This window comes from Sediminibacterium sp. (genome assembly GCF_019264485.1).
Lineage (GTDB): Bacteria > Bacteroidota > Bacteroidia > Chitinophagales > Chitinophagaceae > Sediminibacterium.
The window spans coordinates 345,252-370,494 of the sequence record NZ_JAHVAA010000011.1; the positions used below are offsets into that span (position 1 = coordinate 345,252).

The following is a 25,243-nucleotide window of genomic DNA, read 5'->3' on the forward strand; positions in this document are numbered from 1 at the left end:
TAGTTAAAACATTACAATACATGACCGGGTTACCGTTTGATGTTAACAATATTTTCTCTGTTTCGACCGGTCAGTTCGAGGCAACCTGTATGTCTGTTTTCCGCTACCAGTATCAATTCAACCCCATTTACCGGAAATGGTGCGATATGATGGGTAGTACCCCTGTTACTGTTCAGACACCCACTCAGATTCTACCGTTGCCTGTATCTTTCTTTAAACAGGAAACAATTATAACAGGTGCTAACGCTACTCATTATTTTGAAAGCAGTGGTACCACACAAACCCAAAACAGCCGGCATTGGGTGCGTGACCTGGATATCTACCGGCAAAGTTTTAACAAGGCTTTTGAACTGTTTTACGGACCGGTAACAGACTGGTGTATACTTGCACTACTGCCGGCTTACCTGGAACGCCGGCACTCTTCACTGGTAATGATGGCTGATGAACTGATAAGAGACAGTGCGCATCCACAGAGTGGTTTTTATTTATATGACCATGAGCGATTAAACGATACATTACACTTACTCGAAAAAAGCGGACAGAAAACCCTCTTGCTGGGTGTAACATTTGCCCTGCTTGATTTTGCTGAAAACTTTCCTCAACAGTTAAAGCATACAATCGTAATGGAAACAGGAGGAATGAAAGGTAGGAGGAAGGAAATAACAAGGGCCGAAGTACATGCTATCCTTACGAGTAAACTGGGAGTGCCAACCGTACATTCGGAGTATGGAATGACTGAGTTGTTGAGTCAGGCTTATTCAAAAGGAGAAGGGGTATTTGAATGTCCGCCCTGGATGAAAGTGATGGTGCGAGATGAGGAAGATCCGCTTGGTATGAGTACTACAGGCCGGGGGGTAATACAGGTGATTGATCTGGCCAACCTCTATAGCTGTTCGTTTATAGCCACGGAAGACCTTGGGCAGGTATATTCCGATGGCAGCTTTGAAGTATGGGGCCGACTTGATAACAGCGATATCAGGGGTTGCAGCCTGATGGTAGTATAGAAAAGTATTATCTGAAATTTACTTTGGCAAATAGGGTGGTTTGCCATTATATTTGCAGCCCTGAAACCGGTAATCCATCTATAAAATGGGTTCAAGATCACTGCCCAGGTGGCGAAATTGGTAGACGCACTGTGTTCAGGTCGCAGCGTTCGCAAGGATGTGCTGGTTCGAATCCAGTCCTGGGCACTTTTTTAGAGACGGCACCACCACCGTCTCTTTTTTATGATTCTTGCCATACGATTTTTCTGTATTCGTGTGCAACACCAAAAAAGCGAAAAAACAACTATCTTGTAAAGAGCAATACGATAAGTTGTTTAGGAGTCAATGAAAATAGCCAGATATCTTCTTATTCTTCTCCTGCTAACCGTTATTCCCCGGCCGTCTTCTGCTGCTGGCGATACACTGAGGGTTCAGTTAAAATGGTGGCATCAGTTTCAGTTTGCCGGTTATTACGCAGCTGAGCTCAAGGGCTATTATCGGCAGGAAGGATTGAATGTAAAACTTATTCCCGGCGACCCTCAGCATGCACCCATTTCTGAAGTATTATCTGCCAGGGCCGATTTTGGCATTACGGGTTCCGATTTGGTGATTGAGTACGCAAAAGGCCAGCCTGTAATTGCGTTGGGTGCTATCTTTCAGCATTCGCCCTATACTATTCTTTCGTTAAAAGAGAAGAAAATCAATATTCCCTCAGATCTGATTGGCAAAAGATTAATGGCTTCTCTCGACCAGGGTTGGACAGAGCTTCAGGCTGTTTTTCTGAAAGAGGGGATTAATCCTGATTCTTTAAAACTCCTTTCCCATACCTGGAAAAATACAGATCTGATAGAAGACAAGGTTGATGCCATTACGGCGTATATATCGGTTGAAATTAATCAGCTACGTAAAATGGGTGTAGAGCCTTCGTATATACTGCCCATAAATTATGGGATCGATTTTTATGGTGATGTATTGTTCACCAGAAAAAATATGGCCGATACCGATCCTGTTACCATTGGTAAATTTCGAAAAGCCAGTTTTGCCGGCTGGGAATATGCCATGTCGCATACCGCAGAAATGGCCGATTATATTTTAACACTTCCGGGTGTAAAAGAAAGAGGGGTTACCAAAGACGATTTGCTGGTAGAAGCCGAAGCCATGCGCAAACTAATCCTTCCCGGACTGGTTGAGATTGGCCATATGAATGAAGGCAGGTGGAAACATATTCTGGATGTGCACCAAAAACTGGGTGTTATTGCCAAACAACCTGAGCTGACAGGTTTTTTATATGACGGAACAAAAAAGGTTTCCTCGAAATTCCTTAGAAATACAGTGTATGTATTGATTGCTGTATTGGTGTTGTTGTTGCTCTCTGTATTGTATGGTTTTTCATTGCGTAAAGCGGTGAAAAAAAGAACAGAGGAATTAGAAAGTGAAATTGGGGAAAGGGCTACTGCACAACGCCTGCTTTCCATCAGCGAGCAACGGCTTGAAATGGCTACAGTAGCGGCAGGTTTGGGTATATGGGACTGGGATATTAAAACCGGTCAGGTATATTTTAATGACCAGTGGAAGATGATGTTGGGTTATGCACCTGCTGAATTATCCAATGACTTCGACACATTTGAAAAACTACTGCATCCTAATGAGAAAGAATCGTTGATGCAATTACTACAGGATCACCTGGATGGCAAAAGCAGTGTTTACCAGGCTATGATTCGTATGCGTACCAAAGATAAACGCTGGAAATGGGTATTAACCATGAGTAAGGCCAGTATGCGTGATGATGAAGGTAAAGCCATACGGTTATCGGGTATACACCTCGATATTGATGATATCAAACAAAAAGAAATTGAATTAAAAGAACTGACCCAGGAACTCATGCATAGTAATAATGAGTTACAGCAGTTTGCCTATATTACTTCTCATAATTTACGGGCGCCGGTAGCTAACCTTATCAGTTTGCTCGGGTTGTTCGACAGGGAACATCTTTCAGAAAGAAATACAGTGTTTCTGGAGAAAATGGAAATCAGTGTAGAGCGTTTACATGCTACGCTGAACGACCTGAACGAAATTTTATCATCCAGGATTAATAAGGCCGATCGAGATGATCAGTTGGTATTTGCAGATGAGCTTAATAAAGTAAAAGAACTGATATCAGAAGAAATCAGGTTGAAGGAAGTGGTTATTCAGGCGGATTTTTCAAAAGCTCCTGAAATATTTTTCTCGCGAAAAGTAATGCATAGCATTCTGCTGAACCTGCTTACCAATGCTATTAAATACCGTAGACCGGGTGTACCGCCCTTGATTAAGCTATATACAGAAGAAGACGGCGACTATATTATTCTGTATGTAAAGGATAATGGACTCGGAATTGATATGGAAAAACATGGTAACAAAATATTTGGGCTCTATCAGCGTTTTCATGATAATAAAGACGGGAAAGGACTTGGTTTATATATCATTAAAAACCAGGTGGAGGCGTTGGAAGGTAAAATAGCAGTTGAGAGTATTGTGAATAAAGGAACCATGTTTCATGTGTTTCTGAAGAAAAAAAAGGGACTATATGAGTAATGAAGCATATCAGATATTATTGGTTGACGATGATGACGTAACGAATTTCCTCAGCAGGGAAATGTTGCGTTTGTATATGTCGTCGCCCAAAATTGATATTGCACTGAATGGACAGGAAGCGGTAGACTATTTGTTGGCAAGGGCCAGTGATCCCGACAGTTTACCCAACCTGATTCTGCTCGATATTAATATGCCCATCATGGATGGCTGGGATTTTCTTGCTGAGTTCGATAAAATAAAGGGGCCGGGCTTTGAGAAAATCAATATCATCATGTTTACCTCTTCTGTTTATTATGAAGATATTGACCGTGCCAGGACTTATGCATCGGTTCAGAATATTTATTCAAAACCTCTCGACGAACAAAAGATCAAGGAAATTATTGCCTCCTGCTCCTGATATTTACGGAGTAATTGAATTGGATATTTATAAAATATAAATTAAATTTGTTTTTTATTTTGTTGATTATCATTTGTTTACTTTCTTATTAGCTATTCTCGACTATTTTAACTGATCTAAAATTCAGTGTTTTCCCCAGCATAATTCAGTGAATAAAACAGTGTTTCAGCAATGCGCCTCATGTATCTTGCACTCAGTAAATGATTCATTAGAATTGTTTCGCTGATATCCTAAGAACCAAAAAAAATGTAATAACACGTTATTACATTTTTCCATCGATCCAATCTCCTTTAGTATACAAAATCTTATATTCTACTGTAAAGACCAAGAGAATGGGGTAATTCGTTACCCCATTCTCTATTTTAGCCCTCCCCGTTCATGAAAGTTTTACGTGATGTATTATCATAAAAATTGAGTAACTTTCAGAGTGTCATCTAACAGGTTCTGTTTTTTGTCTTTAAAGAATCATATCGGCGCTGCTTTATCCGTTTCTGCCTTTTTTAAAAATATATCTCTGAAATAGAACAATAAAGCAGTACATAATTGCGTGTATAGCATATATTAGTAGCATATTTCGCATAATTGATTTCTATATCAACTGACTGACTAAAGGGAACTTAAATGAGAATATTGATTGCAGATGATCATAGCCTGATTAGGGAGGGATTACGTAAGATTTTATTGGAATCGCTTCCTTTCGCTGAAGTGCATGATGTGGCTGATTCAGCCGATCTTTTCAAAAAAGCGATCAGTGAAAAATGGGATATTATTATCTCGGATATCAGTATGCCTGGATATTCCGGTATTGAAATACTCAAACAAATAAAGGAACATGCTCCCAATACGCCCGTATTGATGTTGAGTATGCATACTCCTGAACAATATGCAGTTCGTGCCATTAAAGCAGGTGCTTCCGGTTATCTTACCAAAGAAAGTGCTCCCTATGAACTAGTGAAAGCCGTTCAGCAAATACTAAGTGGCAGAAAATACATTACAAGTGAGGTAGCAGAAGTATTGGCCGGTTCGCTCGAACAAAAAGACCAGCGCGCACCACATGAACAATTATCAGATAGAGAATTTGAAGTATTTAAGATGATTGTAATGGGTAAAAGCATTTCGGAAATAGGCGAAATACTTTCTCTGAATGTGAATACCATCAGCACTTACAGGGCAAGAATCATGGATAAAATGAAGTTGCATAACAATGCCGATCTGGTGAAATATGCCATTCAGAATAACCTGGTATAAGCAGGTTATGAAAAAATGACGGTTATTGTGTAGTATAAAACCTACAAGATTTTCACAGGTTATATTATTGCAACTTGCCAAAATAGATTAGTCCTTTGTATGGAGATCGTGCTGTATATCCCCCCAAATTGACAGCCGGTTATCTGTCAGCATAATATTCCACTATCCTTTTTTTAAAATCTTTTTCCGGCTTGGTGTAAACCAAACCTAAACGTATTTATCCTGGAAGAACCTTGCAGCCAAAAGCTGTAAGAGCTTTGTAGGGTGTAACCCTGCAAAGCTCTTTAAAATTAATATTCTAATGATGCCTTTTCCCATTATGGTGGACCGCGCCCTGAAAATATTATTGGTTGACGATTCTGAATTTATACTTCAGCGTATCCAGCATCTGCTGGAAGATATGAAACAGGTAAAAGAAATCCGTACCGCCACCAGTGCCGAAGAAGCAGATGAATGGATTGAGGCATTTAATCCCTCCCTTATTTTTCTGGATATTAATCTCCCCGGAAAGAATGGGTTACAGATGTTGAAAGATATACGCAGTAAAACTACCATCGATCCAGTAATCGTAATGCTCACCAACAATACATTGTCTGGTTACAGAGCAGAATGTATGCAGGCCGGAGCCGATTATTTTCTGGATAAGGCAAAAGATTTTTCAAGCATTCCTGATATTATCCACCAGACAAGAGAGAAACTGATTGCCGGTTCAAAGTTTAATTAAACTGTACCTAAATACCTAAAGCAGCTTTCAGGCGGGTATAACCCGATTTACTAACCGGAAGCCTTACTCCAATACTCAGAATAGCAAGATGACCCTCTTTTTCATAAGGATCAATTCTGCTGATCAGGTGAACATTAACCAGGTACGATCTGTGTATACGGATGAACAATGCCGGATCCATTTTCTGTTCGAAGAACTGCATGGTTTTATTTTTTAAAAAGACAGCTTCAGGCGTATGAATTTTCACATAATCATCTGCTGCCTCAAAGTACTGTACCTGGGCAGTAGGAATGATCTTGATCTTGCCATTGTCTTTTAATACAATTCTGTTTTGCTGCTGTGGTGTGGTAGCTACAGTATCGAGTAATTCACTGGTTCTGTTTTGTTGTACCAGTTTTTCGGTTGATCTCCATTTGTCCATTGCTTTCATAAATCTCTCTTTACTGAATGGCTTCAATAAATAATCAATGGCATGTGCTTCAAAAGCCTTGATGGCAAATTCTTCAAATGCAGTTGCAAAAATTACAGCAGGTGGATTTTCAATCAGCTCCAGCATCTCAAAACCATTGATCTTTGGCATTTGTATGTCCAGTATCACCAGATCGGGCTGGTGTTGCTGAATGGCTTTTACGCCTTCAAAACCATCTCCGCATTCCTGCACTAATTCTATATCGGGATAGGCAAGCAGGTATTCTTTTACAATACTTCTTGCAAGCGGCTCGTCATCAATGATGATTAGTTTCATGAGTTCATTTTTATTGATTTTAGCCACATGGAGTTCGCCAATGAATATTTTCTTTGGTGTTATATCCTGGTATGGCTCATTTCATGGTTGTATTGTGGTATAAGGATATGAGTAGTAAATAATTGATCGGTTTTTGAAGTACGTATCAGATCCTGACGTGCATATAACAAATACAGCCTTCTTGCAATGGAAGCCAATCCAAAACCTGTACCCTGTGTGGCAATAGTAGTAGATGGGTCAAATGGGTTTTCAATCAATATCTCGAGCATATCTTTTTTGGTGCCGTCTGCTTTAATCCTGATGAGTACATTTTCTGTTGTATCATATAAGCCAAATTTAATGGCATTCTCCACCACAGGTTGAAGGAGTAAAACGGGTATCAGCATGGAAGCTGCCTGTTCATCTACTTCAAGTTTGGTTTGGAGCCGGTGACCAAAACGTACTTTTTCTATATCGAGGTATAATTGTAAATGATGAATTTCTTCCTGCAGGCTAACCTGCTGGTGTTCTTCTTTTTTTAATGTACCTCGCAGGAAATCAGATAACTGCTGAATCATATGTCTTGCTTTCTCCGGCTGTGTTCCAGCCAGTGCACTGATGGAGTTGAGACTATTGAATAAAAAATGCGGCTGCAGCTGCTGACGGAGTTTTAATAATTCTGCATCTTTTGAAATTTTTTCTGCCTCTTCCTTTCTCTGTTCATTTTCCTGTTGTTCCAGTAAGGTATACCACAATAAACTGATCATAGACATACAACCGATCATCAGAAACCCTGTGATGTAACGGATATAAAACGATTGCCTCAGCAGTGTCAGGTAAACATCATCTTCTTTAAACCAGACTTTTAAAATGGTTCTTACAAGAAAAAGATAGAGACTACTCAGTACCAGACTGATGATAAGTATATACCAATACCGCTCATTTCTTGGCAGGTAGTATTTCATATTATTCACTACCAGTAAACAAAAAGCGGCCAATAACAGGTTTGATGTAAAGGCATCGGCTAATGACTGTATAAAGCTTACTTCGTATTCACGTAACACCCAGATGTGTACAATGATCCATACCAGCCACCAGGTAGTGAAAGCCAGGTAAAAACTGCGTCCTTTTGTAATGGGTGTTACCATGGGTTAGAGTGCTTGCAGAAACTGATCTGTACAAGACGATAACAAATATCCTGCTTTTAAGCGAACCTCACGCTGGTAACGGTTCGAGTCTGAAGGTAAACATACCTGAGACAATACTTCAGCCCCATCGATTAGCTGGTTGAGTTTATATAATTCAGTAACATCAATAAAATACCAGTTGACCTGGTGAATGGTTTGTTCATCTGATATGAGTTGCTCCTGCTGACCTATCTGTTGTGCTTTATGAAAGGCATGCAATTCATCCTCTGCCTGTATGAGTCGTAACTGCTCATCAAATTGTATATGAGTGGTATCGGCCGGAGATTGAAACCGGTATACGAGTTTTGCGAGAAACCATTCCATAAGCAGGGTGTTGAATGGGTTGATTAATAACTTTTTATTTCAATGCCGCCAAATACAGACGTGCCACTTAGGATCAGTACTTTGTCGGGATCAAATTTGCTGCCGGGTAAGAGGTTGCGTTTGTCTTCGATGCCTGCAAATACGGCTACGGTTTCGGAACGTATTTCCCAATTGGGCGGAACCACCAGTTTGGCACCCCCAAAAACAATGGTTACTTCCAGAAAAACGGGCCCCTGTATATCGGCTTGCGAGAGATTGATCTGTGAACCACCCATAAAACATACTATTTCTCCCCCTTTGAAATTTTTGGAAGTCACCATTTTCTTTACTTCACCAAAAACAGAAGTGCTGTCGATCCGGTCTTCTGAAGAAGGGGGAAACTCGGTTTCATTATCGGTTTTTTGTTTGGGTTTAAAATTGAGTAAAGGGTCCTGACTCAATGAACTCATTTTCGGACGGAAGATGAATAAGATACCAATGCCAATAATCAATCCCGGCCAGAGAAAGCGACGGATCTCTACGTCTTTAATGAACTCGTCAGACATAAAAAATAATCCAACTGCAATCATGATGATCCATGAAACACCCCTGAATTTCACTTTCAAACCAGATATTATGCCCACTAGTACAACAATGGCCGACCAGTCGTATAACCAGGATGGGAGGTATACGCCTACTCTTTTCATAAGTATGGCTGCACCTACAAGTATTAAAATGATACCAGTAAAAAATCGGTCGTTATGATTTCTTAAACCGTAGCCTCTGTTGCTCATTGTTTGAATGTTTTCAGCAAAGCTATACAGGCGGCATTGCAGCGGAAAACAGATTTAGGTTATGGTATATAAAAGGGCGGTAAAAGATGGGAAATCGTCGGTAAATGATCCCGGGAATTTTCTACTGATGTGGTTCACCGGCAACTTTAGATTGCCAGCCTATCAGTAATACACCAATAATTACGAAGATAGTGCCAATGATCTGCTCGGTTATGATAGATTCACCCAGGAAAAAATGTGCCTGTAAAATGGTAGATACAGGACCAATACTGGTAATGATGGCCACATTATTACTACCAATTTTTTTCATCCCTACACTCATCATAAATGAAGGTAAAACGGTTGCAATAATAGCCAGCGCAATACCATATGCAGCCAGTGGGGTAGTTAAATGAAAATCTGTAATCGGTTGTTCAATCAGGTAATGAATGAAAATACCTGCAGTAGCCGTAAGCATGGCATAAGCAGTATAACGTGTAGCACCCACACTGTTTACCAATCTGCCGGTACCAACAAGGTAGAATGAATAAGTAATGGCGCATAAAAAGATCATGAATGAGCCATAAAAAAATTGAGGTCCGTATTGTGCATTACGAATTTCTCCCCAGTAAGCGATGCCAATGCCTATATAAGTAAGAACAAGGGCAATGAGCTGCATCCTCCCCAGTTTTGTTTTAAAATAAAAGGTATTGATAAGTACGGCAAATGTGGGGTAGAGAAAAAGAATCAGTCTTTCCAGACCTGCAGAAACATATTGCAAACCAATAAAATCGAAAAGACTACTCAGGTAATAACCAAAAATGCCCATGAGCATGATTAAAAACCACTGGCGGCGGGTAAGTGGTTTAACCTGATCTTTTCTGGTGGCCAGCCATACTGCAACCACATAAAAAGGCAATGAAAATAACATACGCAAACTCAGTAAAGTAAGCGCATTGACTTTTGTTTCCTGAAAAGCCAGTTTTACAAATATGGCTTTGGTAGAAAAGAAAATGGCACCCCCAAGGGTAATGAGAAAACCAAGCAGACTTATTTTTTGGATCTGGTTATTCACGGTTGATAGTTTATAGTCTATGGTCCATAGTCCATGGTCCATAGACTATAAACTATGGACCCTCTGCTATACACTTACATTGAAGTCTCTCAATGCGTCGTTCAGGCTGGTTTTGAGATCGGTGCTGGCTTTACGCTGACCTATGATAAGGGCACAGCTAACCTGGTATTCGCCTGCATTGAATTTCTTGGTATAACTGCCGGGTATAACCACGCTTCTTGCCGGTACACGGCCCTTGTATTCGATGGGCTCATTACCACTAACATCGATGATTTTGGTTGATTGTGTTAATACCACATTGGCACCCAGTACTGCTTCTTTTTCAACTATTACGCCTTCTACTACAATACACCTGCTGCCGATAAAACAACCGTCTTCAATAATTACCGGACTGGCCTGCAGTGGTTCCAGTACACCTCCAATACCTACACCACCACTCAGGTGAACGCCTTTACCAATTTGTGCGCAGCTTCCTACAGTAGCCCATGTATCAACCATGGAACCCTCATCTACATACGCACCAATATTTACATAACTGGGCATGAGTACCACATTTTTTGCCACAAAAGCACCATAACGCGCAACGGCATGTGGAACGGCCCTTACACCCAGTTCTTTATAATTGGATTTCAGTAACATTTTATCATAGAACTCAAAAGGAGGGAGGGTCCAGGTTTGCATTTGCTGGATACCAAAATACATAAGGATGGCCTGTTTTACCCATTCATTTACTACCCATTTGCCCTCTGCTGGTGTAGCCACACGCAAACGACCTTTGTCTACTTCTTCAATCACTGCTCTTACCGCATCACTATGTTTATTGGCCTGTAACAATTCTCTGTTGAGCCATGCTTCTTCAATTAATGTTTTCAGTTCCATTGCCTTAAAATTTTTGCAAACATACAGGTTCATCTTAAAGGTTGTATAGGCGGCAGCATATTGGGTACAATTTGTACATTGCAGATGCGATGCTTCCATTTCAAAACGATATCGATTCCTGTCTTGAAGTACTGGAAAAGGGCGGCCTGATTCTCTATCCCACCGATACCATCTGGGGAATAGGCTGCGACGCCACTAACCCTGCTGCTGTTGAAAAAGTATTTCAGCTTAAACAAAGAGCCAATCATAAAGCCATGATTGTACTGGTGGCAGATGAAAGAGATATCCTTCAATATATAACTCAACCGGATCTTCAGGTATTTGATTATGTAAAAGGGTTATCTGGACCTATTACGGTTATTTATGACGGCGCTATTGGTTTGGCAGACGCATTACTGGGAGAAGATGGGTCGGCAGGTATTCGTATAACCACCGATACATTTTGTAAACACCTCATCAAACGATTCAGGAAGCCATTGGTAAGTACTTCTGCCAATATTTCCGGCTACCCTGCACCCCGTTCATTTCCAGACATAGAACCGCTGATTAAAGAGGGGGTTGATTATGTGGTAAGGTACAGGCAGGCCGATGAAAACTATTATAAACCATCATCAGTAGTAAAATGGGACAAAAACGGTGTTTTGACCATTTTGCGCCCATAAGTGTGCATAACCCTGTGCGAAAATTGCTTTTTCTGTTAATTGTCTGTTTCTGAGTCAATTAGGTACAATTTGTTACAGTGTGGCAGGAATTTTGTTGAACTTTTAGTTGTATTTCTTGTAATTAAATGCAAACTTAAAGTAAGAAAATAACCGCATGGCACGTGTAATACTGGATGTTCCAAACGACAAAATGCAGCCTTTTTTGAAGGCCATCCTGAACCTCGGGCTGGATAGTCATGCGATCAGTTCAAATGAATCAAGACGGCGAAGTCTTTCTTCCCGCACCAGGAAAAATATACTCAAACATCTTTCCGGCAGTTTTCTTCTTTTCGACTGGGAATTTTTCAGCAATGAGCTGGAATATGAATAGTCCTCTTCTCAAAGAAAGCTTTATAGTAATTTTGTTGGATGCAGCGTATCCTGGTTATTCAAACTGCTTTTATTGGTGATGTTGTACTGGCAACAGGTTTATTGGAAAAATTGCACTGTCAGTTTCCAGATGCCGCTATTGATATAGTTGTAAGAAAAGGCAACGAAGGTTTATTCGTGAATCATCCTTTTCTTCAAACCATTCATATTTGGAATAAAAGAAAAAACAAGTACACCCATTTACTGCAATTGGTTTTTTCCATCCGGAAAAAGAAATACGATATTGTGGTGAATGTTCAGCGTTACATGGCTACTGGATTTTTAGCAGCATTTTCCGGAGCCAAAAAAACCATTGGTTTTGATAAGAATCCACTCAGTTTTTTATTTACAGAGGTAATACCGCATAATTTTTCCGGAGCAGGAGCTGCCATACACGAAATTTATAGGAATCATGCATTGATTCGATCTATTACAGATGAGCAGGCTGCTAAACCAAGATTATATCCCTCAACAGCTGATGAAGAAAGCGTTGCTGCTTACCAGACAAAACCTTATATCTGTATTGCACCGGCTTCAGTATGGTTTACCAAGCAATATCCCGCCGAACGTTGGATAGCGTTTATCAGGCAATTACCCCGGGAGTTCGCTGTTTATTTATTAGGGGCACCCGGCGATGAGGCCTTATGCAGTTTCATACAAAATCAGTGCAATCAGCAGGTAATAAACCTCGCCGGTAAATTATCTTTTTTAGCATCAGCAGCTTTAATGAAAACTGCAGCAATGAATTATGTAAACGATTCTGCACCCATGCATTTTGCTTCTGCCGTAAATGCACGGGTAACTGCTGTGTATTGCTCTACCATACCTGCGTTTGGATATGGCCCGCTTTCCGACCTGTCTTTTATAGTAGAAACACCTGTTGCTCTACGATGTCGGCCCTGTGGCTTGCATGGTCATGCAAAATGCCCGGAAAGGCATTTCAATTGTGCCCTGAACATTGGTGCAGAACAGTTACTGAAAACACTTACAGCCGTATAAAACCCGAAAGGAATTACATTTGCAGCAGATGGATATTGTTTGTACCGATAAGGAGACCTATATTTTTGAAACCATTGCCAAAGCCGCAGCAGCACTCAACCTGCCCTGTTACCTTATTGGCGGTTTTGTGCGTGATAAACTGATTGGCCGCCAGACAAAAGATATTGATATTGTCTGTATCGGTGATGGTATTGCACTTGCCCATGAAGTAGCCAGCTTTTTTAAACCAAAACCACCTGTCTCTTTTTTTAAAACATTTGGTACGGCGCAGATTAAAATAGATGACCTGGAGATAGAGTTTGTAGGGGCCAGAAAAGAGAGCTATACAGATAACAGCCGTAAACCGGATGTATTGCCCGGTACTATTGAAGACGATCAGAATCGGAGAGATTTTACCATTAATGCATTAGCCATTAGCCTGAATGCCGCCGATTACGGAACTTTAATAGACCCTTTTAATGGCAGGCAGGCACTGAACGATAAAATTATTGTAACGCCATTAGAACCCTCTCAAACTTTCAGTGATGACCCGCTGCGGATGATGAGGGCCATTCGTTTTGCGACGCAGCTTAATTATACCATAGTTCCTGTAACACTTGCTGCTATTGAATCTAATGTGGATCGAATTGGTATTGTTTCTCAGGAACGTATTACAGATGAGTTGAATAAAATAATGTTGTGTAAAAAACCATCTGTTGGATGGGATCTTTTGTTCAGGACCAAATTGCTGCATAAAATATTCCCACAAATGGTTGAGTTGTATGGGGCTGCTTATATTGATGGGATAGGGCATAAAGATAATTTTTATCATACACTGCAGGTACTTGATAATATTTCTGAACATACCGATGATCTCTGGTTAAGATGGGCGGCATTGCTTCACGACATTGGCAAACCTGCCACTAAACGTTTTGAAGAAGGGCATGGGTGGACCTTCCACGGGCATGAAGTAGTTGGTGCCAGAATGGTTCCCAAAATCTTTACTAAATTAAAATTGCCCTTAAACGAGAAAATGAAACAGGTGCAGAAACTGGTATTATTACATTTGCGCCCGATAAGTCTTACAAAGGAGAATATTACCGATAGTGCTATCCGTAGATTGTTGTTTGATGCAGGAGAAGATATTGATGCGCTGATGATGTTGTGTTCGGCTGATATAACCAGCAAGAATAAATCGAAAGTAAAAAGGTACCTCCAGAATTTTGAACTGGTAAAACAGCGCCTGTCTGAAGTGGAAGATGCAGACCGTATCAGGAACTGGCAGCCACCTATTACCGGGGGAATAATTATGCAGACATTTGGGTTAGGACCTGGCCGGCAGGTAGGTATTATAAAAGATGCCATCAGGGAAGCCATATTGGATGGGGTTATTCCAAATGAGTATGCTGCGGCCAGGGCCTTTATGTTGGCGAAAGGCGCAGAACTGAACTTGCAGGCGGTAGAATAAATTGTATTTTAGCATTTCTGATAGCACAAATACTGCTATTATATTCATCAACAAAAGCTTAAGTATTTAGAATGGCTGTTTTAAAATTTCGGATTTACCTGGAAGAAGATGATGCGGTTTACCGTGATATTGTGATCAAACATACCCAGCATTTCATCGATCTGCATTTCGCCATTTTGAAAGCATATGAGTTCGATCAGAAACACCAGGCTACTTTTTTCCGAAGTAATGATAACTGGCAACGTGGTCGCGAAATAAGTTTCGAAAAGTATGATAAAACCTATGTAGCCGAGCCATTGTTGATGGCCGATACGACCATCGGGAGTGAAATCAGAGACACGAACCAGAAATTTATTTATCTCTACGATTTTACAAAAAACTGGGTATTCCTGGTAGAACTCATCAATGTAAGTAAAGAAGAGAATGCCAAAATGAATTACCCTGCTGTTTCAAGGGTAGAAGGAATTGGTCCGCAACAATATGGTACCAAGAGTTTGCTGGGCGATAAGTTTGCAGATATAGAAGAGAAATACGATCTCTCCGAAGCAGCAGAGGGTTTTGGAGAAGAAGGAGAAGAGGGGGAAACAGACTCAGATGATTCTGAAACAGAAGAAACCAACGAAGAAGAATTTTAATCATTTTCCCTGACCCGGATTTAAATCCGGGGCAGGGAAAATGTACAATATTTATTTTGTCTCAACAACATACAGTTATACTCGTAGCAGGACCCACGGCAGTTGGTAAAACAGCGGTAGCCATACAGCTGGCCAAACAATTTGAAACAGAAATCATTTCAGCCGATTCAAGACAATGTTACCGTGAAATGGATATTGGTGTGGCCAGACCTTCACCTGAAGAACTTGCTACAGTTCCTCATCATTTTATTGCTTCTCATACTATAAAGGAAGAAGTGAATGCAGGCGTCTTTGAGCAATATGCATTGGCTCAAACGGAAATGCTGTTTGCCAATCATCCGGTTGTGGTGATGACGGGTGGTACAGGGCTTTATATAAAAGCTTTTTGTGAGGGTATAGATGAAATGCCTGCTATTCCATCTGCCATTCGTGAAAACATTATTCAGTTGTACGAAACAAATGGGTTACAGTGGTTACAGGAACAGGTACAGCAAAAAGATCCTATTTTCTGGCAAAGCGCTGAACAGCAAAATCCGCAACGATTAATGCGTGCACTTGAGTTTGCAGAAGCCACGGGAAAATCGATTACATTATTCAGGGCAGGAAAAAAAGCGGAAAGGCCGTTTCGTATTATTAAGATTGGCCTGGAAATGCCAAGGGAATTGCTAAATGAAAGAATCAATCAAAGAGTTGATGTGATGATGAAGAGCGGACTACTGGAAGAAGTAAAAACTTTGTTTCCATTCCGTCGTCTCAATGCTTTGCAAACAGTGGGTTATCAGGAAATATTTGATTACCTGGAAGAAAAAACAGACTTAAAGCGGGCAGTGGAACTGATTAAACAACATACGAGACAATATGCCAAGCGCCAGATGACCTGGTTTAAAAAAGACAGCAGCATCCACTGGGTGAATGCTGCTGAAAATATGGAAGAGCAGATCAAAGCTATTCTTCAGTTATATCATTTGTAAGGTTATTAGAACTTAAATCCAAAGGTCAACATCACATTTCCCCTCGAACCGGTTTGTTCTGCAAAAGTGTTGGGTTTATCGTTGAGTCTGTACGCAAACTGAACATCGCGGTTGAAAGCGTGCGCATAACTCAGGTCAACAAAAACACCTTTGTTACGGTAACCTACACCGCCCGTAGCCATGATACGGTGGGCCTTCAATTCACTTTCTTTATAAGGGCTACCATAGTAGGCACCACCCAGGCGGAACATTACTGTATGGAATTTTAATTCGCCACCTAAGCGAAAATTGATATTGCCTTTATAAGTGTCTTTGATAACATTATTCAACATATCGTAATAGTTCACTAAGGCCTGATCATTTTCATCTTCTGCAGCAAATCTTGACCCCCGATAATTTACATATTCCAGATCGGCGCTTATAAATGCCCTCTGTCTGCGTGTATCTTTTATTTCCCTGAACACATAACTGGCACTAACAATAGCGCGCCATGGGGTAATAAGGCTGTAATTACTGTTACCTGGGTTGCCGCTGTTCAGGTTATCGCTGTTTTCAGACCTTAAACCGGCATAAGTTTCTGTATTGGCGGTCATGGAAGCACGTACACGATCTTTAAAGCTGATAAATTGTGGTGTATGAATGGCAAAACCAACACGCCAGTAATCTTTGGGTTTATAAATGGTACCAATTTTAGCACCTACACCCAAGCCGCGTGAAGTAAAATTTTCCTTGAATTCAAAAAAACCAAACTGGTTATTTGGATCGTTTGTTGCATCGGTTTCCCTGTACACTAAATCTCTTGTGTAACTGATAACCGGAATGGTAAGGCTACCACCAACGTATAATTTATCTTCCATATTGCCAGCCATACCCAGGGCTATTTCATGATAGCCGCCACGGGTTATTGCATCGTAAGACTGGTTAACACCGGAAGAAAGTGGTACAAGGCTCTGATAGCCGATAAAATTTCCCGAAGCGTTATTCGCAGTATCTATCAGGAATGTTCTAAAAGCTAGTGAGGAACCAAAAATATAATTGCTTAATGCAGCATTGGTATCGGCCAGATCGCGGGTAAGTTCTTCGAGGTATTGTTCAGAGAAAGAACTCATGTTATTAAAACCTTTGAACTGAATCCTGTTATTGTAACTGGCGAGTTGATTAACCGATAGGGCAAATGCACTGCTGGTCCACTTGCGGTTATTTTTATAATTACTACTCAGAATAATACCCGAAGCCCCATAACCGAAATTATTTTTATTATTCAGTGTATCAGTACCACGGTATTTGAATTTGTTATTGTTAAGTAGGAAACCGGGCGATAAAACAAATTCATTGGTTTTAAATAAACCAAGTCCGGCAGGGTTAACGTGGTTGGCAGTAATCTCACCGCCCAAGGATCCCATAACGCCGCCTGTGGCAACGTTTCTGGCAGAACCATTTTGATTGAACCAGGCCATTCTCAGCGAATAGTCGGGGTTTTGAGCCGAAGCGGAAAGGGTAGTAAACAATATTGCGATAAAGGGTAGATATGATTTCATATTACAATGCGTTTGGATATAGGTTTAGTAATGGTGTGGTACACCTGACTCTTATTTGCTTCCAACAATCGATCGGTTAATTGCCCCTGCCACCTCTTCCTGAGCTGGAGCTGCTTCCTGTACTTTTTACACCACCACTGTTTCCACCCGCATTGCTGCTGGGAGTAGCAGTTGAACCAGTGTTCGTATTGGTAAAACTTCTTACAGGCCTGTCAACAGAAGTACCTGATGAGCTATTGTTGCCACCTGTGAATACCCTTTTCAGGAGGTTACCAAAACTGTTGTTATTACCACCAGTATTTACAAATGAACCGGTTTTAGGATTGTAATATCCCTGGTTATTATTGTTGAATCCTTTGGTGTTTCTATATGCAGCTAAATTGCTGCCCGATGTGCTGCCACTGTAAAATTTGGGAGATGCATACACAATAACCGTGTACATAGGATTATTCCAGCCCCATCCATAACCTACACCCAACTGTGGTCTCCATCCTCCATAACACACTCCGAGGTTCCAGGGATTGTTCCAGGTATAGGTGTTCCAGTTGTTGTATGGATTGATGCGGTTAAAATCGTAACGGCTGTCGTACCAGTAATCAAAATCATCGATGCCAGACCAGCGGTTTCGGTTGGCAACTTTCATGCGCAGGTAACGATCATCCTGACTGCTGATATATTCCTCATAACGTTCCTGTTGTTCTTTTGCTTTATCCTCTTCTTTTCTGCTCATGCCTTCACGAGCCGGAGAATAGTAAACATCGTCCGGCGTTTGCCCCGACTGGTAAGCCGTAGAGCAGCCGGAAAGAAGTCCGATGGTGAGTAATGAACTGAGTAAGGTTGTTTTCATAACGTGAGGATTGACAAGGTTATATAATGTGAAGTTACATACATTTGCGCTGTTGCAGCTTCTCAGATATTGCGGCAATTAGTTTGCCAACTAACATCTGTAAGCAATGAATTTTGTTAAGAGAATTATAATATTTTATGAGTAAGGAAATTACTTCAAGGGCACAAGACTATTCTCAATGGTATAATGACCTTGTTTTGAAGGGAAGCCTGGCCGATTATAGTGCTGTTCGCGGGTGTATGGTAATTAAGCCTTATGGCTTTGCACTTTGGGAGAATATGCGTGATGTGTTAGACAGAATGTTCAAGGAAACCGGGCATCAGAATGCCTATTTCCCGCTATTTATACCCAAGAGTCTGTTTGAAGCAGAAGAAAAGAATGCAGAAGGTTTTGCGAAAGAATGTGCTGTGGTAACGCATTATCGTTTAAAAACCGATCCAAATAATAAAGGGAAGCTCATAGTAGATCCGGAAGCGAAGCTCGAGGAAGAGCTGGTGGTTCGCCCAACAAGTGAAGCCATTATCTGGAATACGTACAAGGGCTGGATACAATCTTACCGCGATCTTCCTATCCTCGTAAACCAGTGGGCCAATGTGGTTCGTTGGGAAATGCGTACCCGTTTATTTTTACGCACGGCGGAATTTTTATGGCAGGAAGGACATACCGCACATGCTACCAAAGAAGAAGCAGTGGAAGAAACAGTAAAAATGCTGGATGTATATGCCGACTTTGTGGAGAACTGGATGGCGGTACCCGTTATTAAAGGAGTAAAAACACCCAATGAACGTTTTGCTGGTGCAGAAGATACTTATTGTATTGAAGCCATGATGCAGGATGGGAAAGCTTTACAGGCCGGTACCTCGCACTTCCTCGGCCAGAATTTTGCCAAAGCATTTGATGTAAAATTCAGTGACAAAAACAATAAACTGGAATATGTATGGGCCACCAGCTGGGGTGTAAGCACCCGTTTAATTGGTGCGCTGGTTATGGCACACAGTGATGACGACGGACTGATATTACCTCCGCGTATTGCACCCATACAGGTAGTTATTGTTCCTATCTATAAAGGAGAAGAACAGAAGGCAAAGATTGATGAACGTGTTCATCAGTTGGTGGCTGAACTGAAAGGCATGGGTGTTACTGTAAAATATGATGATAACGATAATACCAGACCAGGATGGAAATTTGCTGAGTATGAAATGAAAGGTGTTCCTGTTCGAGTGGCATTGGGGTTACGAGATCTTGAAAACAATGTGGCGGAAATAGCGAGAAGAGATACCAAAGAAAAAAATTCGGTTTCATTGGATGGACTTTCTGCACATATCAAGCAGTTACTGGAAGATATTCAGCAGAATATTTTCAATAAAGCAAAACAATACAGAGACGAACATATTACGCCTGCCAATAATTGGGATGAATTTGTTGGTTTACTTGATGGTAAAGGTGGTTTTATTTCGGCACATTGGGATGGGACGGCAGAAACTGAAGACAAAATAAAAGAGCTTACCAAAGCAACCATACGCTGTATTCCTTTGAATAATGTACAGGAAGAAGGAGTCTGTATTTTAACAGGAAAGCCTTCCAGTCAGCGGGTATTGTTTGCAAGGGCTTATTAAAATACCAACGGATCAATCCTACTAAAAAAGCCATCCCGACTCAGTCGGGATGGCTTTTTTTTAATGTTTGGATTTCAATAAAGTGAAATATATTTAATATAAATTATCTTAGATATATTCAACCAAAACTGCACATGGAAAACAGAACACACTATCGAATGGCCTATCATGGAACGGGCATGGACCTATTCCGTATTGAAATTGTAAATCTTATTTTATGCATGGTTACGCTTGGATTTTACTATCCATGGGCGAAAGCTAAAACTCTGCAATACCTGTACAGCCAGACCCTGTTTGAAGAACAGCCCTTTGTTTTCTCCGGAACAGGTCAGGAAATGTTCAAAGGATTTGTAAAAGCATTTGCGCTCATTGCAATTTTGTGGGCTGGTGTATTTATCAGTCTCTGGTATGGCGGTGAAATTATTCAGCTCACGCTTCTTTTATTCTACCTGATTATTATAGCGATGATACCACTGATTATTCATGGTTCATATAAATACAGGATGGCAAAATCGTCCTGGCGAGGCATACGATTCGGATATACAGGTGAGCGGAGCGAGCTGATTAAAATATTCTACCGCGACCTGTTTTTAACGATCATTACATTTGGTATTTACGGATCATGGCTGGCAATGAATATCCGCAGGTATGTATTGGATCATGTGCGTATTGGAAATGCCACCTTCACCTATCATGGTAATGGAGGTGATTTTTTCTTGCTCAACCTCAAAGGATATTTCCTCACACTGTTTACCCTTGGGATATACATGTTCTGGTGGCAAAAAGATTTGTTTGAATATTTTGTAAATAACCTCAGGCTAAGACAGGGCGACCATAAAGTGGCATTCCGCTCAAAAGCAACAGGCGGAGGGTTTGCAGGATTACTGATTGTAAATTTACTGATTGTTATTTTTACCCTGGGATTTGGATATGCATGGGCAGTAACACGCACACTGAATTACGTTGCAAACAACATTGATATCTATGGCGATTTATCATTTGATGAATTAGTGCAGTCACAATCAGATTACAGTGATGCCACTGCAGATGATATGGCCGATTTCTTTGACTTTGGATTTATTATATGAGTGAGCATCCCCGTTTATTATTTTTTGATGCAAATAATGCCAGCCCGCGTGAAGTTTATGCAGAAACGGGTAATGGGAAAATTTATCTATCAAATATAGATGACCAGGATGGGCATGTATTGATATTTGAAACAGTGAATGCTACCGTATCGGCAACGGGCAATCGCTTATTTATTTTCCTCAATAAAAACGGGGCCTATTTATCTGTAGAGGCGGGTCATCCTTCTTATCATGATCTTAAAACTGCTGTACAACCGGAACGAAAAAGCTGGTTTGGTAAAATGATGGCACTGAAATGGCCGGTATTGGTTACAGTACTGGTTGGCATATTTATAATCGCATATTTTATTATGGCGCGGGTTATTCCGGCAGCTGCGTTAAAAATAATCACAACTGAACAGGAAGCAGAGATCGGCAATAGTTTCTATCGGTCATTGATGACTACTGAAGAAAAAGATACCGCTGCTACAAGGATTGTTAATGAGTTTGCCAGCCGTCTTTATTTAAGTGAAAAATACCGCATCAGGATTACGGTTATAAAAGAAACTGAAGTAAATGCATATGCATTACCGGGAGGGAATATAGTATTGTATACAGGAATACTGGAAACCATGGATGATCCGGATATGCTTGTGGCATTACTTGGACATGAGGCAACGCATATTAATGAAAGACACAGTCTGCAAAGTATGTTATCGGCCATGAGTATGTCCCTTTTACGTTCGATGATATTGAGTGGATTTGGCGATGTAGGCAGTATAGTATTAGAGCATGCCGGTACACTGGAGCAATTAAGTTATTCCCGAAAACTTGAAAGAGAGGCCGACAGAAAAGGAATGGAACTGATGATCCGGAACGAAGTAAATCCTGTTGGGATGAAAAAACTGATGACAGGTTTGCAGGAAGCAAATGATAATTTACCCGGTATCTTTTCATTTATCAGCACGCACCCTATGTCTGATGAAAGAATAAAGACGGCTGATGCTTTCGCTGCTGCACATAAAACGGCTACTTTTGCACCTGACCCTGAACTCAGGAAACTCTGGCAGCAATTGAAAGCAAGGAAATGAAGCAAAAAGAAATACATCCCGCCTTACAACCTTACCTGGATGGAAAAGTGATTTTACTGGATAAACCCATCGACTGGACTTCTTTTGATGTGGTGAAAAAAGTGCGTATCCTCACAAGAATATCTAAAGTGGGTCATGCCGGAACGCTCGATCCACTGGCAACTGGATTATTGATTGTTTGTACGGGTAAATTCACAAAGAAGATCAATGAGTACATGGGTATGGAAAAAGAGTACACGGGTACTTTTACTTTAGGAGCCACAACGCCTACTTACGACCTTGAATCAACCCCTGAAAACATAAGGGATTACACGCATTTATCGGATGCACAAATTCATGCAGCTACATTGCAGTTTAGCGGTCCGATTATGCAGGTACCACCTGCACATTCCGCAATAAAAAAAGATGGCAAACCTGTTTACCTGGCAGCAAGAAAAGGATTGGAAGTAAAACTGGAGCCACGTCCTGTTACGATTCATTCTTTTATCATTGAAAGGATTGAACTGCCTGTGGTGTACTTCAGGGTAGTTTGTTCAACCGGTACCTATATCAGGAGTCTGGCACACGATTTTGGTGCGGCACTGGGTGTAGGAGGGTATATGAGTAGCTTGCGCAGAACGCGTATCGGTTCTTTTGCAGTTACCGATGCAGATGATCTGATAAGTTTCGAAAAAACAATCGATGCATTGAAGGCGGTATCATCAGAAGGGTAGGCCAATACCAAATTGCAGGGCTGCATTGTTTACTTTCAAAGTAGGTGTTCTTTGTTCCGACCATACAAAATCTTTGATGCTCATCCAGCCACCATTGGTGCTTCTGGCAGGGTCTTTTACACGGTAGGCCACATCGAAGCGAATAAGAAAATAGGAAAAGTCGAATCTTAAGCCTGTGCCAATACCAATGGCAAGGTCTTTCCCAAGATTACCAAACGAAAACCTTGAGTCAGGGTCCTGCGCATTTTTTTTCAGGTTCCAGATATTACCTATATCAGCAAATACAGCACTGCCTATTTTGAATGAACCCAGTGATGCCAACTGAAAACGGTATTCGATATTGGTTTCCAATTGCATGTCGCCAAACCTGTCGCGGTAGCTGCTGTTTACGGTATCGCTGAATACAGAACTGCCCAACCCTAACTGACGCAGGCCCCATGCACGCATACTATAAGGGCCACCCACAATAAATTGTTTAAAGAAAGGGAGCGTTCTGCCGATAGTAGGGTCACTGCCGTAATTATAACCGAAACCTGCAAATGCACGATACGCCAACTCCGATTTAGGATATAATATTCTTTGTCTGTATTCTGTTTCTGTTTTTATATATCGGTAGATATTATTTTGTAAACCGGGTAATAATCCAAACAAACCACCTGCTTCCTCTATGCCGATTCTGAGGTAATGACTTTTATTCCTGTTTTTGGGGCTGGTAGTGGTTCTGATGAATGATAAACTCTGACTTACAATATTCCCTTCATTAAAAGAAGCCTGTAGAAAAGGATTGTTCTTAATGAGGCTGTCAAGACCCGCCAGTCTTTTAATACCATACAACTCAATATTGAGTGGTTTATACAACCATAAATGGTCTCCGTTTTTTACGGGCTTACGCCATTCATAGCCAATACTGGCGGTAAAAGAAGTTACGTTGTAAAAATTCTTTCTGTCGATATAAGAACTGTTCAGTGTAAATAAAGTTTTCTTGTTTTCCAGGTTGCGCAGTGAACGCCAGTTGCCAAAAGGAGTAAGAATTCGTGGTAGTACATAGGTATGACTTCCACTCAGTAAAAATGTTTGCAGGAGTGGGTTATTACCCTGACTGAGGAGGTTAAGTTCTACACCCGTTCTCAATACTGTTTGTTGCTGAACGGCCTGACGCCACCTGTTTCTGTTGGTATAACTAAGGTTGGTAGAAATACCAAGTGTATTACCCGTAATCACATCACCGGAATTTCTGCTTCCTTCCAATTCCGCTGCCACTGTTTGCTTAATGGCCGGTACCAAAAGAATATGCATGTCCAGTGTATCCTTATCTCTTATACGTAAAACAGCATCAGCCTGTTGCCATGCGCCCAACTGTCCCAGCCTGTTGATGGTTTTATAATAATTTGCTTCATTGTATTTATCACCCCTGCTCAGGTAAGTATGTTCACGGAGGGGTCTGAAACGAAACAAACCTTTGTTGTATTTCATAATACCAGCCCTGAAACTATCTGTTTTAAAATCTTTTCTGCGTATAACACTGTCAGGAATATCAGCAATGCCTGTTTCGGGGTAATAATAAATATGCCCCATACTAAACTGTAACAACTTGCTTGAATCAAATATGGGTCGATGGGTAAGGTTAATATCCCAGGTAGGATTTTCTTTTCTTCTTTTATCGGCTTGAGCAATAATTTCTGCCTGCTTAAAAGGATCGAGGGTGAGGGGTAATAATTTAGTGTCCAGGGTATCAACCACGGCCATCAAATCGTCCCTGTTGAAATTGTAATACCCGTTCTGGCGGAATAAATTGGTGAGTCGATCCAGTTCATCACTGATTACCTGCTTGGTATAAGCCTTTCCTTTTTTTAACAGGCTTTCCGATGTATTGGCCAATACCAATGCCCGTAAAGTTGAATCTGAAAAATCATAGGAAACAGAATCGATGCTGATGTTTTTCCCAACGGTAATATTCATGAATACATTAGCGCGCAGCTGTGTTTTAAATGTATCATAGGAAACAGAATCTTTTAAGCCTGAATAAAAGTATCCCTGACTGTTGAGGTAGGCTGTCATGAAAGTCATGGAACGGGGAATATTACTGCTGTCGAACACCGGAGGATTGGAAAGAATGTTTTTAAGACCTATATATTTCTGAACGATTCTTACCTGCAAGCTGTCTTCCCAATAATTCTGTAGTTCGGTTATTAGTCGTTTTTTCTCATCTTTGGGAAGGGTGTCAAGGATATTGATCTGGTTACTATAAACAAATGGCCTGTTTTCAGGGAAATTGACAACTTTAATACGTTGCTGTTGAGAACAGGAGCTGAAAAGGCTGATCAACAGAACAGTTGTAATAATAAATGCCAGGGAACCTCTTTTTCCAATCAAACGCATAGT

24 protein-coding genes and 1 tRNA gene are annotated in these 25,243 nt (G+C 40.9%); 16 read left to right on the forward strand and 9 right to left on the reverse strand.

Annotation, left to right across the window (positions count from 1 at the left end):
• The first annotated feature begins 20 nt into the window (after positions 1–20).
• The 6 genes from KXJ59_RS07725 to KXJ59_RS07750 all read left to right on the forward strand — a co-directional run bounded on the left by KXJ59_RS07725 (position 21) and on the right by KXJ59_RS07750 (position 5,926).
• Positions 21–1,004, forward strand: a complete 984-nt coding sequence (locus KXJ59_RS07725) for an acyl transferase (RefSeq protein ID WP_295202828.1) — start codon at positions 21–23, stop codon at positions 1,002–1,004.
• A gap of 102 nt (positions 1,005–1,106) precedes the next feature.
• Positions 1,107–1,190: transfer RNA gene (locus tag KXJ59_RS07730), tRNA-Leu, on the forward strand.
• A 138-nt stretch (positions 1,191–1,328) separates the two neighbouring features.
• Positions 1,329–3,557, forward strand: coding sequence for an ABC transporter substrate-binding protein (locus KXJ59_RS07735; protein WP_295202831.1), 2,229 nt, complete (start codon positions 1,329–1,331; stop codon positions 3,555–3,557).
• A complete protein-coding gene (locus KXJ59_RS07740) occupies positions 3,550–3,954 on the forward strand; it encodes a response regulator (RefSeq protein ID WP_295202833.1) in 405 nt (134 codons plus the stop codon). Before KXJ59_RS07735 ends, KXJ59_RS07740 begins: the two co-directional genes overlap by 8 nt.
• 621 nt (positions 3,955–4,575) lie before the next feature.
• Positions 4,576–5,202, forward strand: a complete 627-nt coding sequence (locus KXJ59_RS07745; protein WP_294994151.1) for a response regulator transcription factor — start codon at positions 4,576–4,578, stop codon at positions 5,200–5,202.
• A 301-nt stretch (positions 5,203–5,503) separates the two neighbouring features.
• Positions 5,504–5,926 carry a response regulator gene (locus KXJ59_RS07750; RefSeq protein ID WP_295202836.1) on the forward strand — a complete coding sequence of 141 codons (423 nt, stop codon included), beginning with the start codon at positions 5,504–5,506 and terminating at the stop codon, positions 5,924–5,926.
• A gap of 7 nt (positions 5,927–5,933) precedes the next feature.
• Here KXJ59_RS07750 and KXJ59_RS07755 read toward each other — a convergent pair whose 3' ends face one another.
• From KXJ59_RS07755 to KXJ59_RS07780, 6 genes are all read right to left on the reverse strand, one after another.
• Positions 5,934–6,671, reverse strand: coding sequence for a response regulator (locus KXJ59_RS07755; RefSeq protein WP_295202839.1), 738 nt, complete (start codon positions 6,669–6,671; stop codon positions 5,934–5,936).
• A 59-nt stretch (positions 6,672–6,730) separates the two neighbouring features.
• Positions 6,731–7,798, reverse strand: a complete 1,068-nt coding sequence (locus KXJ59_RS07760) for a histidine kinase (RefSeq protein WP_295202841.1) — start codon at positions 7,796–7,798, stop codon at positions 6,731–6,733.
• 3 nt (positions 7,799–7,801) lie between these two features.
• Positions 7,802–8,161 (reverse strand): DUF4288 domain-containing protein, encoded by a 360-nt coding sequence (locus KXJ59_RS07765; protein ID WP_295202843.1) that lies wholly within the window; start codon positions 8,159–8,161, stop codon positions 7,802–7,804.
• Positions 8,162–8,184: 23 nt separating this feature from the next.
• Positions 8,185–8,934, reverse strand: a complete 750-nt coding sequence (locus KXJ59_RS07770) for a hypothetical protein (RefSeq protein ID WP_295202845.1) — start codon at positions 8,932–8,934, stop codon at positions 8,185–8,187.
• 121 nt (positions 8,935–9,055) lie between these two features.
• Positions 9,056–10,030: an EamA family transporter gene (locus tag KXJ59_RS07775; RefSeq protein ID WP_295202847.1), complete on the reverse strand. Its 975-nt coding sequence runs from the start codon at positions 10,028–10,030 to the stop codon at positions 9,056–9,058.
• A gap of 24 nt (positions 10,031–10,054) precedes the next feature.
• The gene (locus KXJ59_RS07780; protein WP_295202849.1) at positions 10,055–10,867 is read right to left on the reverse strand and encodes a 2,3,4,5-tetrahydropyridine-2,6-dicarboxylate N-succinyltransferase; all 813 of its coding nucleotides are present in this window, start codon (positions 10,865–10,867) and stop codon (positions 10,055–10,057) included.
• 89 nt (positions 10,868–10,956) lie between these two features.
• On the opposite strand from KXJ59_RS07780, the gene KXJ59_RS07785 reads away from it, so the two are divergent.
• The 6 genes from KXJ59_RS07785 (at position 10,957) to miaA (ending at position 15,989) form a co-directional block, all read left to right on the forward strand.
• Entirely contained in the window at positions 10,957–11,529 is a 573-nt protein-coding gene (locus KXJ59_RS07785; RefSeq protein ID WP_295202851.1) for an L-threonylcarbamoyladenylate synthase, read from the forward strand.
• A gap of 154 nt (positions 11,530–11,683) precedes the next feature.
• Positions 11,684–11,899: a hypothetical protein gene (locus KXJ59_RS07790; RefSeq protein WP_295202853.1), complete on the forward strand. Its 216-nt coding sequence runs from the start codon at positions 11,684–11,686 to the stop codon at positions 11,897–11,899.
• A 38-nt stretch (positions 11,900–11,937) separates the two neighbouring features.
• Positions 11,938–12,936: a glycosyltransferase family 9 protein gene (locus tag KXJ59_RS07795; RefSeq protein WP_295202854.1), complete on the forward strand. Its 999-nt coding sequence runs from the start codon at positions 11,938–11,940 to the stop codon at positions 12,934–12,936.
• Positions 12,937–12,964: 28 nt separating this feature from the next.
• Positions 12,965–14,383, forward strand: a complete 1,419-nt coding sequence (locus tag KXJ59_RS07800) for an HD domain-containing protein (protein ID WP_295202857.1) — start codon at positions 12,965–12,967, stop codon at positions 14,381–14,383.
• Positions 14,384–14,454: 71 nt separating this feature from the next.
• Positions 14,455–15,018 carry a hypothetical protein gene (locus tag KXJ59_RS07805; RefSeq protein WP_295202859.1) on the forward strand — a complete coding sequence of 188 codons (564 nt, stop codon included), beginning with the start codon at positions 14,455–14,457 and terminating at the stop codon, positions 15,016–15,018.
• Between the two features lie 56 nt (positions 15,019–15,074).
• Positions 15,075–15,989 carry a tRNA (adenosine(37)-N6)-dimethylallyltransferase MiaA gene (gene miaA, locus KXJ59_RS07810; protein WP_295202862.1) on the forward strand — a complete coding sequence of 305 codons (915 nt, stop codon included), beginning with the start codon at positions 15,075–15,077 and terminating at the stop codon, positions 15,987–15,989.
• 5 nt (positions 15,990–15,994) lie between these two features.
• Here the strand turns inward: miaA and KXJ59_RS07815 are convergent, their stop codons facing one another.
• Positions 15,995–17,527: a hypothetical protein gene (locus KXJ59_RS07815; protein ID WP_295202865.1), complete on the reverse strand. Its 1,533-nt coding sequence runs from the start codon at positions 17,525–17,527 to the stop codon at positions 15,995–15,997.
• Between the two features lie 76 nt (positions 17,528–17,603).
• The gene (locus tag KXJ59_RS07820; protein ID WP_295202867.1) at positions 17,604–18,374 is read right to left on the reverse strand and encodes a hypothetical protein; all 771 of its coding nucleotides are present in this window, start codon (positions 18,372–18,374) and stop codon (positions 17,604–17,606) included.
• Positions 18,375–18,511: 137 nt separating this feature from the next.
• Between KXJ59_RS07820 and proS the strand changes: the two genes are divergently transcribed.
• The 4 genes from proS to truB all read left to right on the forward strand — a co-directional run bounded on the left by proS (position 18,512) and on the right by truB (position 22,861).
• The gene (gene proS, locus KXJ59_RS07825; RefSeq protein ID WP_295202870.1) at positions 18,512–19,990 is read left to right on the forward strand and encodes a proline--tRNA ligase; all 1,479 of its coding nucleotides are present in this window, start codon (positions 18,512–18,514) and stop codon (positions 19,988–19,990) included.
• A gap of 134 nt (positions 19,991–20,124) precedes the next feature.
• On the forward strand, positions 20,125–21,078 hold the full coding sequence (locus KXJ59_RS07830) for a DUF898 family protein (RefSeq protein WP_295202873.1): 954 nt from the start codon (positions 20,125–20,127) through the stop codon (positions 21,076–21,078).
• Positions 21,075–22,148 carry a M48 family metallopeptidase gene (locus tag KXJ59_RS07835; protein WP_295202874.1) on the forward strand — a complete coding sequence of 358 codons (1,074 nt, stop codon included), beginning with the start codon at positions 21,075–21,077 and terminating at the stop codon, positions 22,146–22,148. Before KXJ59_RS07830 ends, KXJ59_RS07835 begins: the two co-directional genes overlap by 4 nt.
• Positions 22,145–22,861 (forward strand): tRNA pseudouridine(55) synthase TruB, encoded by a 717-nt coding sequence (truB, locus tag KXJ59_RS07840; protein ID WP_295202877.1) that lies wholly within the window; start codon positions 22,145–22,147, stop codon positions 22,859–22,861. Before KXJ59_RS07835 ends, truB begins: the two co-directional genes overlap by 4 nt.
• Here the strand turns inward: truB and KXJ59_RS07845 are convergent.
• Positions 22,850–25,240: a BamA/TamA family outer membrane protein gene (locus tag KXJ59_RS07845; protein ID WP_295202879.1), complete on the reverse strand. Its 2,391-nt coding sequence runs from the start codon at positions 25,238–25,240 to the stop codon at positions 22,850–22,852. The genes truB and KXJ59_RS07845 overlap by 12 nt on opposite strands.
• Between the last annotated feature and the right edge of the window lie 3 nt (positions 25,241–25,243).